Raw genomic sequence first — 17,870 nt, forward strand, 5'->3', positions numbered from 1 at the left:
AAGTGAATAGGACTTTTATGATCTTTATAATTTTTTAGTATTAAGATGCTGAAATAACAGTTTTAGGAGTGGTTTTTCTTTGGTGAAAATAAGCGGTAATAAGCAACGCGGCATAAAATATTGCCCCCATCAGCCATAACAGACCATCCCAATAAGCAATGCTATAACTATAAATAAAGGCAAATAAGAGAGGACCAATAATTCCAGTAATATTGGTTAGGCTCACCAGCATACCTTGTAATTTCCCTTGTGCATTATCATCGACAGATTTTGATAAATAGCCTTGTAAAGCGGGTTGCCCCATACCTCCAGCGGCTAAGCAAATTAATGCTGGCAAGATAACCCAAACTTGGCCTACCCACGCTAATAATAAACACCCCATCATATCAATAGACATACTGATCATAATGGTGGTTTTTTCGCCCCATTTCTGTGCTAATTTTCCAGCAACAACCGCCTGAAAGAAAATATGTAATACACCTAGAACAGCCAAAGACATGCCGACAGAGGTTGTGTTCCAATCAAAACGGTATTGTGTAAACAGCACCCAGATGGTGGCTGGAATTTGCCCGATAAACTGGATAATAAAATAGGCTGCTAACCAAAAGTAGAGGCTTTTCTTAATAACGCCAGTGACTGAATTTGATGCGGTTTGGTTTTCAGGTGTGCTATTTGCAACAAGTGCTTCTCTTTTTTGTGTTTCACGGAAAAAGAGCAAAGAGAGTATTAATAAAATCGAGTGTGAAATAGCGGCAAAGATAAATGGCGTATGAGCACTGATTTCACCTAATAATCCCCCCAGCATTGGGCCAATAATAAGACCAACACCAAAAGCGCCGCCTAAGAAACCAAAATAGCGAGTTCGGTTTTTAGTAGGAGTCACATCGCTCATCGCTGATGCACATACGGCACCTGTTGCACCCGTGATCCCCGCAATGATGCGCCCAATATAGAGCATCCAAAGTGTGGTTGAGAATGCCATTAAAAGGTAGTCGAGTGCCGCGCCTAAAAGGGAAAAAAGCAAGATAGGTTTTCTGCCGTATTTATCAGACAGCCGCCCTAGAATAGGGGCAAAAATAACCTGCATGGTAGCATAGAGCGCTAATAGCACACCGTAATGAGTTGCCAGTGAATTTTCACTGACAAATTCATTTAATAGCGTAGGGAGTACTGGCATGATAAGCCCGATACCAATGGCATCTAATATGGTGATCAGCAGTATAATAATAATTGATTTATTCATTGAGATCCTAAAAATCTATCAGTGATAGAGTGGGTGTAAAATATCTCTATCGGTGATAGATTGTCAAGGCTATTTTATTTTGAGGTAGGTAATGGCAAAGCTAGATAAAGAACAAGTTATTGATAATGCGTTGATTTTACTTAATGAAGTTGGTATTGAAGGATTAACAACGCGTAAGCTGGCGCAAAAAATAGGTATTGAGCAACCCACATTGTATTGGCATGTAAAAAATAAACGCGCTTTGTTAGATGCATTAGCAGAAACTATTTTGCAAAAGCACCATCATCATGTTTTGCCATTGCCGAATGAAACATGGCAGGACTTTTTGCGAAATAACGCGAAAAGTTTTCGCCAAGCCTTATTAATGTATCGTGATGGTGGCAAAATTCATGCGGGAACACGCCCGTCTGAAAGCCAATTTGAGACATCAGAACAGCAACTACAGTTTTTGTGTGATGCTGGGTTTAGTCTATCTCAAGCCGTGTATGCATTAAGCTCTATTGCGCATTTTACATTAGGCTCCGTACTGGAAACTCAAGAGCATCAAGAAAGCCAAAAAGAGCGTGAAAAAGTAGAGACGGATACTGTTGCCTATCCGCCATTATTAACCCAAGCCGTTGCAATTATGGATAGTGATAATGGTGATGCTGCATTTTTGTTTGTCCTTGATGTGATGATCTCTGGACTTGAAACAGTATTAAAGAGCGCTCAATAAATCTAAATTCGCTGACGCCCTTTTTGGCTAATTAGTTGCCCTTGTATGTCAGCAATACCAATGTGAGCAATACAACCTGCATTAAATTGTAAATAGTCATCTTCGATGCCATCAGAGAAAATTACGCCATTCTCTGGCATCAAAGATCCTAATTGCAGTGGTGAGTCAGGCTCAATAGTGCCAAAAGTCAGTGCAACACCTGTTGTTCTACTTGGAAATGGCTCTCTTACACTAAATTGTAGCTTTCGATCACTCCAGCTAAAGCCTTGTAATAGAGGGTGCGAAGCTTCTCCTGTAATTGCCATCGCACCAGCAAGAATAGATTGAAACCACCCCGTTGATCCCAATCCTGTTGATACAATAATGCCTGATGAAGATTGCACTTCTTCAGCGCCATTCCATTGCAAAATATACTGTGCGGAAGTGTGGCTTTTAGGGCCAATAAATAAGTCATTAACCGCTAATAAGGATTGACCATCATTGGTTGTTGCTTGTGCAAAAGTGACCGTTTTAAATGGCATTTTTTTATTAATGGTATCAATAACTGTCTCTTTTAATTGTCCTATTTCAAAGGGTAATAATTTACCATCCCATCTTGATGGATCAGGATTTATAGCAATAATGGGCTGTCCATTAAGGTATTTCAGCGTATTGGCAACAAGCCCATCTTGACCAATCACCACCACAATATCGTGAGATGAGAATTGATAGCTAGGTAATAAACCTCTTTCTAAAAGTTGAAATCGTCCTAATGATTTTAAAATCAACTCAGCTTCTGTGAGTTGCTTTTGATATAAATTGTGTTCATTGAGGTAATCCTTTACCTCAACATTGTTGTGTTCTAAATAGAATTTAGCTTGTGACCAGGTATTAAAGCGCTCAATTAATTCCTGTAAGCGGCTTTTTCTCATCACCAGCACAAAGCGAAAATCTTCGTTACGTTGCATTATTTGCTGCCCTTTTTCATAAATTGGCTAAATAAATCAGGTGTGATATTCAACTCGCCGATTTTTCCTGAATTCAGAGCTAAGGTTTCGAATGCCATTGCCATTAATTGTTGTGAGTCCATTTTTGCTAGAGCCATTGCTTTTAGGTTCTCAACGGGTAATTCACGATAAGCGCGCATGGTAGCTTCAATCGCATAAGCATCCGCTTCTGATTGTGTTCGCTGATTTTCAGCACTTAATGCGACTAGTTCTTTACGTTTTGCTTCCGCATTAACTTTTGCTTCAAGGCGCTCTTTTTCAATCTCAGCTTGTTCGCGTAGTAATGTACGTTCGTTTTCTAAACGTGCTTCTTCAATCTCTTGGCGTTTACGTTGAACAGATAAATCGGTTTCTAATTCAGCCTCTTTAATGGTGCGCTCTTGTTCTACTGAGAATTTACGACGAGCATAAATGGCATCATCGGCTTCTTTCAGTAAGGATTCTCTCGCTTCGGCTTCTAGCGCTTTTAAGGTTTCTGGTGATGGTGTGATTGCCGCTATAGAGACATCTAAAATCGCAATACCTAATGCCTCTAATGAGGGATGTTCAATTAATTGCTCCATTACCAAAGTCACTAATGATTGACTAAGTAATAACGCTTCTCTAAGTGGTGTACTTTGGATCTTTGCTTGAATTAAGGTTTGTGCAATACGTACAACTCTATCACTGAGTTTGAGTGGATCTTCAGAGGCATACGATTTGCCGTTTTTGCTCAAGTTAAAGTTGAGTACTTCTGCGGCTTTTTCAGGTGTTTTAACCTGAAATGAAATTTGCCCTTGAATGCGTAAACCCTGAAAGTCTGAGGTTTGGAAGTTAAAAATAAATGGTGCTTCTTGCGCGTTTAAAGGTAATGCCGCAATAGAGGTTGTGGCGGAGTTATACCAAAAACTCAAGCCTTTACCTTGTTGGCGAACGCGACCACTGACGGATTTGATAATGAATGTTGATGAATCAGCTTTAAAGTAATTTAAGTTAAACATAGTGCTTCTCCAGTTAGTGTCTTTATGACAATAAAGTAATTGTGTCTTATCGACTATACTTGTCAACTGATTTAGTGTCTTTATGACAAAATTTGATTTTTTGCTGTTTAGGCTTAAAATAGTTTCATCGTTTTCTAATAAAGCTTACGCCATGAATGAACAAGATTTTTTAGCCAGTTATAACCGTCGTGATTTCCTATCTCCACTGATCACCGTTGATGCCGTACTGTTTACTTATCATGAAGAGCAGTTAAAAGTGTTATTGGTGAAAAGAGGGGAGCATCCTGAAAAAGGAAAATGGGGTTTACCCGGTGGATTTGTTGATGAGGCGCAGGACAAATGCCTTGAAGATACGGTGCTAAGAAAATTAAAAGAGAAAACGGGCGTGATCCCCCCTTATATTGAGCAACTCTGTTCAGTAGGAAATAGCCAGCGTGATGTAAGAGGTTGGTCGGTGACGGTTTGTTATACCGCGTTGATTGCACATCAAGCCTGTGAAGCACATATTGATACCGTGGATTCGGTGATGTGGTGCCCTATTGATGAGATTGCACAACAAAGCTTAGCGTTTGATCACCATAAATTAATTGCCCAAGCGAGAGAGCGATTAAAGCAAAAATCACTTTATTCGATTGTTCCCGGATTTGCATTACCAGAAGTATTTACCTTGCCAGAATTGCAACATGTTCATGAAATTCTGATTGGTAAAGAGATCCAGAAAAAGTCATTTAGACGACGTATCGAACAAGCAGATTTATTGATTGATACTGGAGAAAAACGTGCAGAAAGAGGACGCCCTGCAAGTCTGTATCGACTTAAAGAGGCATCCGCGGATTATCGTTTTATTCGAAACCTTGAGTTTTAATAGGTTGATGTTTTACAAAACCAGTTGTTTGACAAAGTAATGAGCACCATCTCGAATAGCGTCGTCAGCCACTTTCATCATACGTGAGTAGTGTAAAAAGGCATGTAATGTGCCTGGATACATTTTATATTCACAAGCTAATTGATGAGCTTCTAAGGTTTTAAATAGCGTCACACTATCATCAATAAGCGGGTCATATTGTGCGCTGGCGATAAAGCAAGGTGGAATATCTTGCGTTAAATTGTTATTAAATAAGCAATAATAAGGTGCATCACGACTACCAAGCGCGGTTAGATACGCATTATCATATTCTTCTAGATCTTGCTGGCGCAATCCATCCCATTCCCCCCCCATAAAGGCGACGGCTGGTGGAATCGCGTAGGCCATATAATCCATACCAAAGCAAAACCGCACTGATATTACCACAGTGAATTTGTTTGTCGCGTAGCCATAATACGGTAGCAAGAGACAGCATTGCACCCGCAGAATCACCCGCAAAACCGATATGTTGCGTATTAATATCATAGTGTTTTGCATGTTGATGATAATATTGACAAACCTGTGCTGATTCATCAATAGCTTGAGGATAGCGAGCTTCGGGTGACAATGAATAATCAATACCAATAACGGTACAACCAGTATAGCAGGCAAGCAGCCGCATAATGCGATCGTGAGTATCTAAATTCCCTAAAATAAACCCCCCGCCATGCAGATAATAGAGTGTTGCGGGTGTTTTTTCTTTGGGTTTATAAAGGCGCGTTAATACATTTCCATAAGAAGTACTCACCGAAATATCTTGTATGCTCACCATTTCTGGAGCATCTGCATTCCAGTAACGCCTATCTTGATTATAAGCAAGACGCATTGAGGGATAACCATCATTTTCTGGCACAGGTTGCGGATTATCTGCATAAAATTGCATAACTTGCTTCATTTCTGGCGAAATAAGTTCTAGCACATTGATTTTATTTTTAGTTTTCATTCATGCCTCCAATTATCACTGTAGGGTATTGTAAATAATGAGGCTTAATAAACTGGGATCTTGATATCCAATATTGAACGTTAGCGCTAAATGGAAAGGGGGAGTGGTAAATATGTGATCTGACTTTGATTTAAATAAAATGGCAAAAATAGAATTAATTGCACAGTTTTTCTTAACTAAATATAGAGATGAGAATAGAAATGATTATGAGATGTGTTATTGTATTTTTATACTTAATCTTATTTTAGAAAAGAAAAATGAAAATAAAATTAGCTATTTTAAGTTTATTTTGCAGCACTATTTTACTAAATGGATGTGCTACTCAATCAATACAGTCGGATACTCAATCTAATTTGTTATTGAAACCAAAATTAGCTGATAAACCAGAGAAAATGACTCAAAGTGAAATAAAAGAGTCAAATCTTACGGTTAAAAATTATCCTAAGAATTTATTACGAATATATCCTAATTATCCTGTAAAAGCGGCTTTTAATAGGATAGAAGGTGAATTAAAGGTTAAATTTGATGTTGATGAAAATGGGCATGTACAAAATATTAGGATGTTAGACACACCTTTAGTGGATGTTTTTGGTTTGTCACTTATTCATGCATTGGAACAATGGCGCTATGAAACAGGAAAACCAGCCAAAGATTTAAATTTGGTTATAGAATTTAAGTTTTGAGCTCAAGATTAAATTGAATACCATGAAAAAAGAGAATAACCCGCGATAAATTAAACGGATTATTCTCTTACTTTATTAATTAGACACTAATTGCACCACAACAAGTCGCCCGCCTTCTTCTGTCGATAATACAAATTGCAAACCATCAGTTAGGGCAATTTTATCGCCAAGTGCTATTTGCTTTTTCTCCGGCAATACCATTAATCCATCAATACGCTCATTAACAAGCCACCATGTTGAATTGTGATAAACAAAATAACCTACACGCTTTTTCTGTTCATCGGTGGTGCGTTCATTCGGCGCAATAAGGCGATTAACATGCCAAGGAAACAGTGATTGATTACTCCAAACCATTAAGCGGTGATCGTCGGGTCTAAAGCTACCGGCTTTACGTGAAGAGTAGAGATTTAAAATCGGCAATTGTCCTTTATATGGGGTATGACAATAAGGACAAACGGGCTGTGTTTTTCCTGAAAAAACATACCATTGCTGTTCACAATCTTTATTCTGACAAGGCTGAACTAAATCTACCGTTTTGACTAAAGCGGTTTCCCATTCATCAGCAGTAGGACGTTGGGAAGGATCGTGTAACCCTGTAATAAAAGCCCTTTCAAAAAGAGGCGTTAGGTATGGTCCCATTATCGTGTATGGGATTTTTTCAGGATCTGCCCAAGGTAGAGATGACGGTTTTACCTGATTCAATTTTACCGCATTACTACGATCGGTTGGATGCTCAATAAACAATGCTTTTTCACCCATAGACAGTGTTTCATCACGCATTTCATCGTCAAGATCGTGAATTTTACCGCCACGTAATGGATGACGATAAAACAGATACATATAGATTAATACCGCAAGTGCGTGCCTATCGGTCGTAATGCTTGGCAAGATACGATTAGGATCTTCTTTCGGTAAATGGCTAGTTTTTACTACTTCTGGCGCAATAAAATCAGGTGTTCCTACAACATCCGGTGGGTATTTACCGGGAACCACTAAACCGTCAATATCAATGACACAAGCATGACCTTGTTCAGGATCGATAAGGACGTTTTTATAGCTTAAATCACTATGGCATAAGCCTGCGGCATGCATTCGGCGCACGGCACGAGATAGCAGTAAACAGACTTTCAGATAATTTAATAGATTGCCTCTTTCGCGAGGATCGAGAAATTTATTTTGGTTGTTTGCACTTGCAAACCATTTACCTTCTTTTTCTCGACCTTTTATCGCCAGAAAATCGTTGTTTTTAGAACCATATTTAAAGAAAAAGTGGGATTGATAAGTAGGAACAACAATACCAATTTTTCCTTGATGTTCGACAACATCTGTTGGCCAGCAAAAGAGGTTTTTCCAATATTCACCGCCACTTTGCTCAAAGATATTATGTCGATAGGAGCCTGTTATCATATCGATTCTATCTTTGGCTTGTGCATTCTGTTTTGTTTTATAGAAGGCAACAACATAGGTTCGGTCAGGGGAAAAATAGACATCTTTCATTGAGCCAGAGCCAATAATTTCATTGACGTACTGAACTGTTTTTCCACTTTGTGTAGTACAGGTAATGATCTCTGCCATGAAACTCACCCATTCTCTCTTTTATGATTACCAAGCCACAACCAGAGTGCGGTCATCGTGATTGCCTGCTGAAAAGAAATTCAGCCATTCAGCCAATGCTTTATCTGCATTTTCAGGAGAGGCTAAACAAGGCGATATTTCATCAATGAGTGCAGCCCATTTATTGGGATCTTGTAAGCCATTATCTGTTTCAAATACCGGATCAGACACCCCGTCCGTCATTAAAATAAGATGTGAAATTTCTTTCCACTTACCAATAATAATGCGTCGATTAAACTCAGCATCGTTGAGCGCACTATCATCAAGAAAACGGGTTTGTCCTGCATATTCACCACTATCAGGAATACCTAAAATGCGCACTTTTCCTGCTGGGCCATAAGCCGCAATAGCACCATCGCCCATCCAAAATGAGGCAGCAAATAACTCATCATTGATACGCAAAGAAACCGTGGCTAATAACGTAGTCGAAAAAGATTTTACAGGCTCATTGATATGAATAGCCTCGTTTTTGAGGTTATTAATTGCTAATTGCGCCGCATTACGAAAGAGTTGAGCAAAGAAGCTTCCCACTTGATTAATGGCGTTATTGTCATTCCATTGATGGATGGTTTCAAGATGAGGTTTGAATGCTTCATTCCCCTCGCTTAACTGCGATTTTAAATAGTGGCTTACAGTATTGATAGCAATACGTGAACCTTCACGAGAATAGCGCGCACTACCCGCACCGTCTGCGACAATTAAAATGTTCCACTGGCTTTGGTCATCGTGGTGAATATAAAAATCATCATCACGGAATGTGCCTGCATGTTCATGAGAGCGACCGCGACGACTGGCACCTGCAATACGAATATCTTCTTCAAGAATAAGTTTGCTATCTATATGTGCTTTAGGATAAGGGCTGTCTGCGGGAGGCTCGTTGATTTGCCATAAGCTACGAGGATCAGGATTGATGATTAATAAGACGTCATTGTGATAGCGAGTGTTATTAACAGACCAATGGACAACCAATGTGAAATTGCCACTTTTTGTTGGCATACCCACTAAGCAACGACTTTCAGGATCAAAACTTATTCCAAGTGTTTCAGGAAAATCAACCGTTTCAATTTCGGCAATTTCGAGGGTATCTAGCTCGATATTGAGCGTAGAGTTAAACACTGTACCTACTTTGGCATTAGAAAGGGTAATTTTTGCCGTAGGACGTTGAATAATCGGTTTTTCTGTTGGCATTGGCGATGAGTGTGTTGGAATTTGCCCCGGTTTTAATGAGCTCTCTTCTGGTAATGACGTTTCTTCAGAGGCTAAATCGCGAGCTGGTGGTAATAACAGAAGAATAGGCTGTGCTTTGTCTTGCGTTGTTATTTTTTCTGCCGTTTTTGTTTTGATTTTATCAATAATAAAATCAATATGTTGAGCGATTTCCGCATCTTCATACAGCGCAATAACCAGATCTTCATGTACAGGAATGCGCTGTTGTGTCAGCGTGTCATCAATAATCAGTTTTGTGAGTAGGGCTTTTTTATCCATTAGCCTTTACCTCGTGTGACATCAAAGTCAGATTGGTTGCTGTTATCCCCAAAAGTGATGTTGTTATCACACCAAGGGCAAATAACAGTTTCAGGGCCATTTACACAGAGCAATTTGCCACATTGGCAAACGGCAAAAGCAGTGGCATTGCCACAATAAGGGCAACCCGGTGTGCCATGAAGTTCACTGGTATTAACTTGATACGCCGTGGCGCTGAGATCACTCCATGCAAAGTAATCTTCATTTAAGGTGTAGCAACCCGTTAAGTTAAAACCATTAAGGTTAAGATTAAAATCTAGCCCTGAAGCTTTCATGGGTGGGCGTTCGTATTTCATTAAATAAGGTGAGCGAGTGTGGCTACAACGACCGACAAAAGTGACACAAGATTCATCATAAGCACGAGCGACATCATCTTTCGCAAGACGAACAATATGCTCTGTTTGACTTAAAAGTGGCGGTGGCTCTTCGCCAACACTTCGGCTATGAGAAACCACTGACATCGTTATCCATTTAATAAAACGAGTAAAATCGCCTTCTTGTGTTTCGGTAAATAACAGTACATTTTCAGTTAATTGTGACAGTACATGTAAGTCTGCACTTAAGCCTAATCCAATCGCAATTAAGTTAACTTTGTTGGCGTAGTGATCTTTCCAGCGCTTGATCTCTTGTGCGTAATCATCGGTAGGCCTGCCATCTGTTAAAAGGTAAACGACAGGCTTCCAATCGCCTTTTTGCTCAAGGGTGGTTTTTTTTACTTGAGTGTCGATTTGGTGTGAAAGTTCTCGTAATGCACTGCCTAATGAAGTGCCTCCTCCTAATGGAAGTTGAGGAGGATAAAAAGAGACGATTTCAGTGAGTGGAACAATCGTTTTTGCAACGCCAGCAAAGGCGATAATAGAAACATAAGCAGTTTCAAGGGCGTGCGGATCACGTCTTAGATCGCTAATAATAGTTGTTAGACCGTCATTCATCTTTTTTAGGTTTTCACCGATCATCGATTCTGAACAATCTAAAACAAAGAAAATGGGTAGCCTTCTCATTGTTGTACCTTATCACTTTATCGTGGCTGTATGTATTGTGATGGATAAACCAAAGCCTGAATAAAATAAAAGCAAAGCCTTTTGAAGCGCTTTGCTTTTGCGGATCACAGTACCAGTTGGATTTCAGGAGGCGGTGGCGGTAGGGTATCTTTATCCGTATTCACGCCTGCACTTGAACTGCCGGATGCAACACTGGCAGAAACCCATTTAAAAAAGCCAGAGAAGGCATTGGAGTCTAGCGTTTCTAAAGCCACTACTTGAGATGTTAGCTCTTTAAGGTGATCGTGTTTAGCTTTTGGGCCAACAGCGCAAGCGATGATCGAACCAAATGAACGTTTTTTCACTTCTTTAATCGCTTCACCATAAGCATAAGCATCAGAAGGTGTGCCATCAGTCATTAAAAAGACGAGAGGGCGCCAGTCACCTTTTTGGTCACCATCAGAGCGCTTAATATCACGATCGACACACTTGATTAAACATTCCAGCGCAGCACCCGTGAAAGTGCCGCCAGAACTCGGTACCGTGATATCAGAGAATTGGAAATCCTCTAATGCGGTTAATGGGATAAATTCACGCGCCTCATTATCATAGGTAATGATAGAGATATGCACGCTTTCTAATGCGTAAGGATCTTGCCTCAATGCATTAAGCATTGTTTGTATCCCCACGTTAACCGCATGAATAGATTCACCTCTCATTGATCCTGAGGTATCAATTAATAGGTAAACGGGAAGTCTTCTCATTAGGTAAAGTCCTTTAAGTAAGAAATAAAGCTATCTGAACTTGAAGGCTCACCAATGGCGTTAAGTTTCCAGCCATTTTCTTCTCTGACTAATTCAGCAAACAGCATTGAACGTTGGTTGTTGAAGGCTTCGCCTCCTGATAAATCAAAACGAGCCATTTCAATATTTTTTGCATCAACAGCGCGGATAAAGGCGTTTTGTACTTTACCGAAGTGTTGTTGTAGCTCTCGACCATTGTAAATCTGAACAATAAAGACAATTTTGGTAAATTTAGGATCAAGTGTATTTAATTTCACGATGATCTGCTCATCGTCTCCATCGCCTGCACCAGTTCTGTTATCACCCGTTAACCAAATCTGTCCTGATTTATGTTGTAGGCTATTAAAGAAAATAATATCGCCATTGACGAGGGAAGGTTGCCCACCTTCAATTTTGCCTAAATCGTTTACTTTGCCGTTTTCGCCACATAAGAAGGCGATAACATCTAAATCGTATTCTTCGCTTTTTTTACCAAAAAGCCCGCCAAGAAATCCGCGTTTTTCTTCGTTGATATCCCAGCCTAAACCGATAGTGACAGAGGAAAGGTCATATTCATTTTTCTTTAAACTGACGCCTTGTCCTTTTTTTAAACTAACAGACATATTCATTCCTTTTTTATTTAAAGTACAACGTTAACCTCAGGAGGTGGCGGTGGTAAGTCATCAAGATCACTAATATCTTTCTTAGTTAAATCGACCTTTTGACTACCAACAGAAATACTGGCTGAAACCCACTTAAAGAATGACTTAATGGTGTTGGAGTCGGCAGTATCTAGCTGTAATACAATTTCGGTGATATTTTTGAGGACATCTGTTTGTGCTGCTCGTCCTGCTGCACACGCAATAACAACGCCAGTACGTGCCGCTTTAAATTTCTCAACGCCTTTTTTCCAATCGTCTGTTGGGGCTCCATCTGTCATCACAAAAACCAACGGGCGCCAATCGCCTTTTGTTTCCGCCGTGGTTTTTTGTACTTCTTTTTCAATACGACTAGAAACTAAAGTAAGCGCTGAACCTAATGCAGTTGTTCCACTTGCGACTAAATCAGGTACTTTAAAATTGATTAAATCAGTGAGTGGCACAATCTGTTGTGCGGTTGAGTCAAAGGTGATGATAGAAATGTAAGCGGTTTCTAATGCGTAAGGATCTTGGCGTAGTGTTGATAAGAGCATTTCAACGCCATTTTTTACTGCTGCAATAGGTTCTCCATACATAGAACCCGATGTATCAAGTAAAAGGTAAACTGGCAATTTTCTCATGCATTTATCCTGTGAGTGAGATAGAAATAAGCGATTAATATACTAACCGACTCATGAAGGTGTTCAATTGAGATAATGCTTAGTTTAATTAATTTAGAGAAAAAACGCAGTGATGATTGTCCAATATTATTAATCTGAATAAAGATCGCATGAAAAGTAAAATAAAAGAGGAATTGAGCTGTCTTTCACTCCTGAATTGAGTGACAGAGTGATTAAATTTTATTAAAGTAAATATTTTTCATGGTGCCATCACAATAAGAGTGATACTAAATGATTAGCCAATAATGACTAAGTGTAAATACTTTATTTTAATTAAAAATAATAGCGAACATGAAAAATTAATTAATTCAATCCGTTAGCATATTAATGGTTTCTTATTTTAACGTAATTTAAAATAGAAGAAGCATAAGGAAAAATATATAAATTAATCTTATTAAATAAATTTTTATATATATTTTTTATTTTCATTGTTTTATAAAAAATAACTTGATACCGAAGTATCAAGTTACTTTTTATTATTTATTTTTAATTCTTTTTTTCTTTTTCTTTCTCGGCTATTTCAGCGAGTGTTGATTGAATTAAATTTTCAATATAGTGATCAACTAATAATTCAACAGCTTCGCTACGTGTAGAATTCTTTAAATAAGATAAACTATCAATCTTGCGTAATGCGGACATTTTTAATGAAAGTGAGACCGATTTCTTTTTATCTTTATCAAGATAAACTCGGCTTGTCATTCCATTGTTGTGATGATCTTCACTGGCAGATAATGCCTCACGCATACGGCGTAATGCCTTACTATCAAGTTGGCCTCGTTCAGTCATTTGATATGCGCGAGAGGCTTTGCTGTATTTTATTTCAGCGCCATAAGAATCTCTTATCTCTTTTAAAACGCGAGTTAACGTAGGCTCTGAGCATTCAAGAGCAGAAATAATCTTAATGGTTGGAACCTTTTTTCCAGAGCTTAAAAGGGTTGCCAGTGTAAAGACTCTGACCTGACGAGTGCTTAATTGCATGCTTAGTTACCACTTATTCTGTCATTCGTGTGTTAAAATATTTAGCAATAATTTCTATTATTCTTGTTCTGTATTGACAAGGATAAATAAAATAAGCTGCCTATTAAATGTAGTATAAATTAATAATTGAAATAAAAAAAATACACTTTTTTAAATAAAAAATTCACGTTATTCTTATAAGTTCTAGCTAAAGATAACATGCTTTAACTAGAAACTTATAAATCAAAATCAATATAAGATAATTATTTTATCTCATAGAGATTACCGCCCGTTACAAAGTATTTTATGTTGCGTTAAAACGTTGAGCATTATTTTGTTGGTTAGGAATAATGCCATAAATTTTAGCTCTGGTTAAAATACTCAATGCCCAGCGACGATGTGTTGCCGGTTCACACATTGCACCTTGTGATTTAAAGACAGCTTGTGTTGAATTTAAAATACGCAACGCATCTGAATGAGCGGATTGAGAGACCATGAGCGCTTGTTCAATTTTATGAATTTGCTTTGGATGGATTGCCGTTTTACCGACAAGGCCGTTGGCAATATCAAGTGCCAGCTCTTTATCCATAATATGATGATCATCAATATGCTCACAAACAGGTGCAGTAAGGGCAAACTGGCGAGCACCAAAGACAGCAACTAACATTTTTATTACATAACCCATTGGGCCATCATAAAGTGTTAATTGACGATTACGTCTAAGAGAAATGACATTCATTAAGTCATTACCGCCAATACGTAATGCAATAATTCTGTTATGGCAAGGGTGGGTTAATAGATGGTTTGCAAGCTCTGTCATTTGAATAACGTCAAACACTTCTTCTGTTTCAAGCGTTGGCATCATACATAAATGTGTATTTTCAATAATATTCCACCAAACTGGCAGAGAAGCTTGCGTAAACTTAGGCAAAACAAGACCATCAATGGCACTGACATCAAGGTTTTCCGTGATCCACTGACCCATTTCAGTATGGCGAGGGCGAATAAACAGCAGTGGCCAATGGCTACAATCACTGCTCTTTTTGTGCTCGGCTAAGGTATTTAATAACGTTGCCAAATTTTCTAATGCAACAGGAATATCGGTATCACTCACGGCATCTTCTAAACAGATAATTAAAGAGCGTAACCCTTCAATTTTCTGGTTGATGATCGTTGTTGCGATATCTGTTCGTGTTGCAGGCATATAAAGCGTTGCCCCTAAATTCCACGGGGATAATCGTTCAATCATTATTTCACCTTTTTAATGATAGTCACTGCACGATATTGACCAAGCGCTTGTCCTGCTTCAATAACAGCAATATTTTTTTCCTGCGCAAGATAAACCAATAACGCAACATCAGGATCGGTTATTTCTCTTACAAGAACATGGTCAGGTACACGGCGTAAAACAGCGCGTGTGGCTTCAGCAATACCGGGTTTTATACGATTGATATTTGAAATATCATATTTGTTTGCAAGTGAACTAACGACGTTTTCGCTCAGCTTTTTTAAGTCTGATTGTTGTTCTTTAAATGTGGCTAGTGGAATATTGTTATCGATTAATGAATCAACGACTTTTCCAACAGTATCAACAAGATAGCGACTACATTCATACTGTTTTAAATGTTGGCAATCCACAAAACCGTGAAAGCCTTTTTCAGTCCAAATTGAACGTGAAATTAATCCTGAAACAGGGGCTCCCATGATCCCAAAGGGGATAAGCCAATCTTCATCACTGGCACTTAACCATGCACAGCCACAAGGATCAGCAAGGACGACAAGACGAGGTTGAGCTGGATAGCCTTTGCGCCCTGATAACGAACGAATAAGTTCACCTGTAATCGCGCCTTTTCCTGTCCATCCATCAACGAAAACAATACCTTCTGTACCATGGCGTTGTTCTATCCATGAAAGTGCTTCGCTATCAATGCCCCTATCTCGAATAATACTAATGCCGTAGTGATAAGAGGTGTTTCCCATTTTACGCAATGTTTGTTGCAACATGACGCCTAAAGGAACTCCTGCACGAACTAGGCTTGTTAGGATTATTGGGGTATCACCAAAGCGTTCAATTAGTGATTTAGCCAACATTATGACTTCTGTTGCTAAGCGTGTAGCGCCTGTTTCTAGCGCTTTTTCAAAGAGATCTAAATGCCATGTTGTTGGCTCTGGCTCTTGACTTAGCATGTCAGAATAGTGGCGTTTACCCGACTGTATCAGCTCTTCTTTTAACTCAACGGGCGTCATTTCGATATTCACCGGTTGAAGTAGGAAATCGACATCTCCTGATACATAAGAGCCAGAAAACGGCTTATGATCCATCATGTTTATTCTCCAAAAATTTTTGTGTTAATCGCATCTGCAAATTGGCTTTGACGAGGAAGCCCATACCAACTGCATAATTTCATAAAGCGATGATCACTAAGGCTGTCGCCAAGTCCAATCACAGGGAAAACACCTCGCTCTGCCTTTAATTTATTGAGCAAATAGGTGACAGCTTTACCTTTTTCGATAGGCTCGGGTAACCAAGCAATATTGTTGCTGTTGCGATGAATATAAAAACCGTCGGTTGAAAATGTTTTTTCTATTTCATCACCTATGGCGTATAGCTCGTCTAAGCGAGTACTATCGTTATGCTTCATGACTAAATAAATAGGCAAATCACCATATTCATAGTTAATACGCGCCCAACCATCAACATTTCGCTGCGCCATTAATTGCGTAATTGATTGTTGTAGCGTCAACAAACGCTGTGTATAGGGCGCTAAGCTTTGAGTGATATGGTTTTGCCATTGTGCATCTGTTGTACCTTCAGGTGTTAATATCACTGCACCGTGTGTGGTGATCGCCCAAGAATGAAACGCAATGGTGACTCGGCTAATTTCTTCCGTTCCGCGCGCAGTAACAGGAATTAAATCCGCGTGCTCTAACATCCAATCGACAAGCATGGCTTGCTCTTGAGTCATAAAGCTACGAGGCTCTAAGCTTCTATCGAGCGCACCAGTTTTATAGGGTTCTAGCGCTAATTCATCGACCATCTTACGACGTGTTTGAAATAAGGTGTCGTCAAGATCAGTTAAAATAACGGGCTTAGTCATAACTAATTACCTCAACAATAGGGGCAACTTTATTGAGGGCTTCAATCAGTTGGTTATCAATACTTTCGGCTGGTGTTTCACAACAAAGCAAAATACGATCAAATTGTTGATGAGCCACGTTATAGACGAAGTTAGGAATACCTAAACCATAATTATCAGTAAATGTAATCGCTGATTGAATGGCAAAATTGGTTGAAATAGGTGAACGGGTTGTCGAGCTATATTTTACGATAGCCCCTTGTTTTTCCAGTCGTTCAGCTAATAAGAACGGTTCCCAGACAAATTCTCCCGATCCTAAAACAAGGATCTTTTCACCCAAAGAAGCATTGATAGATAAACCTAGATCGCTTGCTGGCGTTGTCATCCCTAATCGACCCCAGCTCTGTTTACCGGTAATCGAAACTTGCCCAGACGCAGTAATATTAACATTAGGCATAACAGGTAAAGGTGCGTTTGGATCGGCATCCCATTGCCATTTCCCTTGAACTAAAGAGAGCGATTGAATCGGTAATGGGGAGCGCTCAGAGATAGAATCACCACTCCAATCCGTTAAGGTTACAGCGATAACCTGTTCAATATGGGTTAATCCGCCTTCTTCACGCAGTGCTGAAAGCAGGTTAATAAAGGTATTGCCTGTAGTGGCTTCATCATCAATTAATACAACAGTTTTTGCTTGTTGTACCCACTGGCGTTGCTCTGCTGTTTTAGGCAAATAGAGTAAGTGATCAGTCGCATGGCTATGATTTTCTTTAAACTCACACAGCAATTCACCTTGATCAACAGGATGACGTGTTGATGTTAAATAAACAGCTTGTTGATAGCGATTTCTCACTTCATCAAAAACACCAGCACCTAAACCGACTGCGGTTTCTGCCATACCAATAAACAGAACAGGACCTTCAAGTGTGTCAGGAAATTGATTGGCAAGTTTTTGATAGATTTCACGCATTTTTTTCGGTGAAACAGGGATATGTCGCCCCAATACTTTACTGACAAATAAAAATGCACGCTTAGGATTGCGTCTTTCTGCAATATCAAATAATTCATCAAGTAACTCAATAGGGCAATTTGGCGTCACACTTAATGTGCCACAAGAAAGAAGGCGACGATAAACGGATGAGTCACTCATACTATTTTTCATTA

Annotated in this window: 17 protein-coding genes and 1 pseudogene; 3 read left to right on the forward strand and 15 right to left on the reverse strand. The window is 39.2% G+C overall.

Translation table 11 applies throughout. From position 1 onward, the window contains the following. Nucleotides 1-40: 40 nt before the first annotated feature. Nucleotides 41-1,243, reverse strand: a complete 1,203-nt coding sequence (gene tet(H), locus GTK47_RS05780; RefSeq protein WP_165122386.1) for a tetracycline efflux MFS transporter Tet(H) — start codon at nucleotides 1,241-1,243, stop codon at nucleotides 41-43. A gap of 91 nt (nucleotides 1,244-1,334) precedes the next feature. Here tet(H) and tetR(H) point away from each other — a divergent pair, with 91 nt between their 5' ends. Continuing rightward, nucleotides 1,335-1,958: a tetracycline resistance transcriptional repressor TetR(H) gene (gene tetR(H) / locus GTK47_RS05785; protein WP_165122387.1), complete on the forward strand. Its 624-nt coding sequence runs from the start codon at nucleotides 1,335-1,337 to the stop codon at nucleotides 1,956-1,958. A gap of 2 nt (nucleotides 1,959-1,960) precedes the next feature. Here the strand turns inward: tetR(H) and GTK47_RS05790 are convergent, their stop codons facing one another. Both GTK47_RS05790 and GTK47_RS05795 read right to left on the reverse strand, forming a co-directional pair. Beyond that, nucleotides 1,961-2,905, reverse strand: coding sequence for a sugar kinase (locus tag GTK47_RS05790; RefSeq protein WP_165122388.1), 945 nt, complete (start codon nucleotides 2,903-2,905; stop codon nucleotides 1,961-1,963). Next, nucleotides 2,905-3,924: an SPFH domain-containing protein gene (locus GTK47_RS05795; protein ID WP_165122389.1), complete on the reverse strand. Its 1,020-nt coding sequence runs from the start codon at nucleotides 3,922-3,924 to the stop codon at nucleotides 2,905-2,907. The genes GTK47_RS05790 and GTK47_RS05795 overlap by 1 nt, the downstream gene beginning before the upstream one ends. Before the next feature lie 151 nt (nucleotides 3,925-4,075). Between GTK47_RS05795 and GTK47_RS05800 the strand changes: the two genes are divergently transcribed. Continuing rightward, nucleotides 4,076-4,789, forward strand: a complete 714-nt coding sequence (locus GTK47_RS05800) for an NUDIX domain-containing protein (RefSeq protein WP_165122390.1) — start codon at nucleotides 4,076-4,078, stop codon at nucleotides 4,787-4,789. Nucleotides 4,790-4,801: 12 nt separating this feature from the next. Here GTK47_RS05800 and aes read toward each other — a convergent pair. After that, nucleotides 4,802-5,771: pseudogene (gene aes, locus GTK47_RS05805) on the reverse strand (acetyl esterase). A gap of 257 nt (nucleotides 5,772-6,028) precedes the next feature. Between aes and GTK47_RS05810 the strand changes: the two are divergent. Next, nucleotides 6,029-6,454 carry a TonB family protein gene (locus GTK47_RS05810; RefSeq protein WP_165122391.1) on the forward strand — a complete coding sequence of 142 codons (426 nt, stop codon included), beginning with the start codon at nucleotides 6,029-6,031 and terminating at the stop codon, nucleotides 6,452-6,454. A gap of 75 nt (nucleotides 6,455-6,529) precedes the next feature. Here the strand turns inward: GTK47_RS05810 and GTK47_RS05815 are convergent, their stop codons facing one another. The 11 genes from GTK47_RS05815 to GTK47_RS05865 all read right to left on the reverse strand — a co-directional run bounded on the left by GTK47_RS05815 (nucleotide 6,530) and on the right by GTK47_RS05865 (nucleotide 17,856). Beyond that, complete coding sequence (locus GTK47_RS05815; protein ID WP_165122392.1) at nucleotides 6,530-8,029, reverse strand: lipopolysaccharide kinase InaA family protein; 1,500 nt, start codon at nucleotides 8,027-8,029, stop codon at nucleotides 6,530-6,532. Between the two features lie 27 nt (nucleotides 8,030-8,056). Beyond that, a complete protein-coding gene (locus GTK47_RS05820; RefSeq protein WP_165122393.1) occupies nucleotides 8,057-9,553 on the reverse strand; it encodes a PP2C family serine/threonine-protein phosphatase in 1,497 nt (498 codons plus the stop codon). Continuing rightward, nucleotides 9,553-10,593, reverse strand: a complete 1,041-nt coding sequence (locus GTK47_RS05825) for a TerY-C metal binding domain-containing protein (protein WP_165122394.1) — start codon at nucleotides 10,591-10,593, stop codon at nucleotides 9,553-9,555. The genes GTK47_RS05820 and GTK47_RS05825 overlap by 1 nt, the downstream gene beginning before the upstream one ends. 104 nt (nucleotides 10,594-10,697) lie before the next feature. After that, complete coding sequence (locus GTK47_RS05830) at nucleotides 10,698-11,336, reverse strand: VWA domain-containing protein (RefSeq protein WP_075672662.1); 639 nt, start codon at nucleotides 11,334-11,336, stop codon at nucleotides 10,698-10,700. Continuing rightward, on the reverse strand, nucleotides 11,336-11,977 hold the full coding sequence (locus tag GTK47_RS05835; RefSeq protein WP_088494615.1) for a TerD family protein: 642 nt from the start codon (nucleotides 11,975-11,977) through the stop codon (nucleotides 11,336-11,338). Before GTK47_RS05835 ends, GTK47_RS05830 begins: the two co-directional genes overlap by 1 nt. A 17-nt stretch (nucleotides 11,978-11,994) precedes the next feature. Continuing rightward, on the reverse strand, nucleotides 11,995-12,633 hold the full coding sequence (locus tag GTK47_RS05840) for a VWA domain-containing protein (RefSeq protein ID WP_165122395.1): 639 nt from the start codon (nucleotides 12,631-12,633) through the stop codon (nucleotides 11,995-11,997). 525 nt (nucleotides 12,634-13,158) lie between these two features. Beyond that, complete coding sequence (locus GTK47_RS05845) at nucleotides 13,159-13,650, reverse strand: tellurium resistance protein TerW (RefSeq protein WP_165122396.1); 492 nt, start codon at nucleotides 13,648-13,650, stop codon at nucleotides 13,159-13,161. A 283-nt stretch (nucleotides 13,651-13,933) separates the two neighbouring features. Beyond that, entirely contained in the window at nucleotides 13,934-14,878 is a 945-nt protein-coding gene (locus GTK47_RS05850) for an HpcH/HpaI aldolase/citrate lyase family protein (protein WP_165122397.1), read from the reverse strand. Continuing rightward, nucleotides 14,878-15,954, reverse strand: coding sequence for a cysteine protease StiP family protein (locus GTK47_RS05855; protein WP_165122398.1), 1,077 nt, complete (start codon nucleotides 15,952-15,954; stop codon nucleotides 14,878-14,880). The genes GTK47_RS05850 and GTK47_RS05855 overlap by 1 nt, the downstream gene beginning before the upstream one ends. Nucleotides 15,955-15,956: 2 nt before the next feature. Beyond that, nucleotides 15,957-16,727 carry a hypothetical protein gene (locus tag GTK47_RS05860; RefSeq protein ID WP_165122399.1) on the reverse strand — a complete coding sequence of 257 codons (771 nt, stop codon included), beginning with the start codon at nucleotides 16,725-16,727 and terminating at the stop codon, nucleotides 15,957-15,959. After that, the gene (locus GTK47_RS05865; protein ID WP_206535880.1) at nucleotides 16,720-17,856 is read right to left on the reverse strand and encodes a phosphoribosyltransferase domain-containing protein; all 1,137 of its coding nucleotides are present in this window, start codon (nucleotides 17,854-17,856) and stop codon (nucleotides 16,720-16,722) included. The genes GTK47_RS05860 and GTK47_RS05865 overlap by 8 nt, the downstream gene beginning before the upstream one ends. Nucleotides 17,857-17,870: the final 14 nt, after the last annotated feature.

Origin of the sequence: Proteus sp. ZN5 (assembly GCF_011046025.1) — a bacterium.
Taxonomy (GTDB): domain Bacteria; phylum Pseudomonadota; class Gammaproteobacteria; order Enterobacterales; family Enterobacteriaceae; genus Proteus.

Excerpts from the sequence above, each read along its gene's own strand:
- GTK47_RS05795 (WP_165122389.1), bottom strand. The coding sequence starts at position 3,924 with ATGTTTAACTTAAATTACTTTAAAGCTGATTCATCAACATTCATTATC.
- GTK47_RS05840 (WP_165122395.1), bottom strand. The coding sequence starts at position 12,633 with ATGAGAAAATTGCCAGTTTACCTTTTACTTGATACATCGGGTTCTATG.
- GTK47_RS05790 (WP_165122388.1), bottom strand. The coding sequence starts at position 2,905 with ATGCAACGTAACGAAGATTTTCGCTTTGTGCTGGTGATGAGAAAAAGC.
- GTK47_RS05865 (WP_206535880.1), bottom strand. The coding sequence starts at position 17,856 with ATGAGTGACTCATCCGTTTATCGTCGCCTTCTTTCTTGTGGCACATTA.
- GTK47_RS05800 (WP_165122390.1), top strand. The coding sequence starts at position 4,076 with ATGAATGAACAAGATTTTTTAGCCAGTTATAACCGTCGTGATTTCCTA.
- GTK47_RS05845 (WP_165122396.1), bottom strand. The coding sequence starts at position 13,650 with ATGCAATTAAGCACTCGTCAGGTCAGAGTCTTTACACTGGCAACCCTT.
- GTK47_RS05835 (WP_088494615.1), bottom strand. The coding sequence starts at position 11,977 with ATGTCTGTTAGTTTAAAAAAAGGACAAGGCGTCAGTTTAAAGAAAAAT.
- GTK47_RS05820 (WP_165122393.1), bottom strand. The coding sequence starts at position 9,553 with ATGGATAAAAAAGCCCTACTCACAAAACTGATTATTGATGACACGCTG.
- GTK47_RS05855 (WP_165122398.1), bottom strand. The coding sequence starts at position 15,954 with ATGATGGATCATAAGCCGTTTTCTGGCTCTTATGTATCAGGAGATGTC.
- GTK47_RS05825 (WP_165122394.1), bottom strand. The coding sequence starts at position 10,593 with ATGAGAAGGCTACCCATTTTCTTTGTTTTAGATTGTTCAGAATCGATG.
- GTK47_RS05830 (WP_075672662.1), bottom strand. The coding sequence starts at position 11,336 with ATGAGAAGACTTCCCGTTTACCTATTAATTGATACCTCAGGATCAATG.
- GTK47_RS05815 (WP_165122392.1), bottom strand. The coding sequence starts at position 8,029 with ATGGCAGAGATCATTACCTGTACTACACAAAGTGGAAAAACAGTTCAG.
- GTK47_RS05850 (WP_165122397.1), bottom strand. The coding sequence starts at position 14,878 with ATGATTGAACGATTATCCCCGTGGAATTTAGGGGCAACGCTTTATATG.
- GTK47_RS05810 (WP_165122391.1), top strand. The coding sequence starts at position 6,029 with ATGAAAATAAAATTAGCTATTTTAAGTTTATTTTGCAGCACTATTTTA.
- GTK47_RS05860 (WP_165122399.1), bottom strand. The coding sequence starts at position 16,727 with ATGACTAAGCCCGTTATTTTAACTGATCTTGACGACACCTTATTTCAA.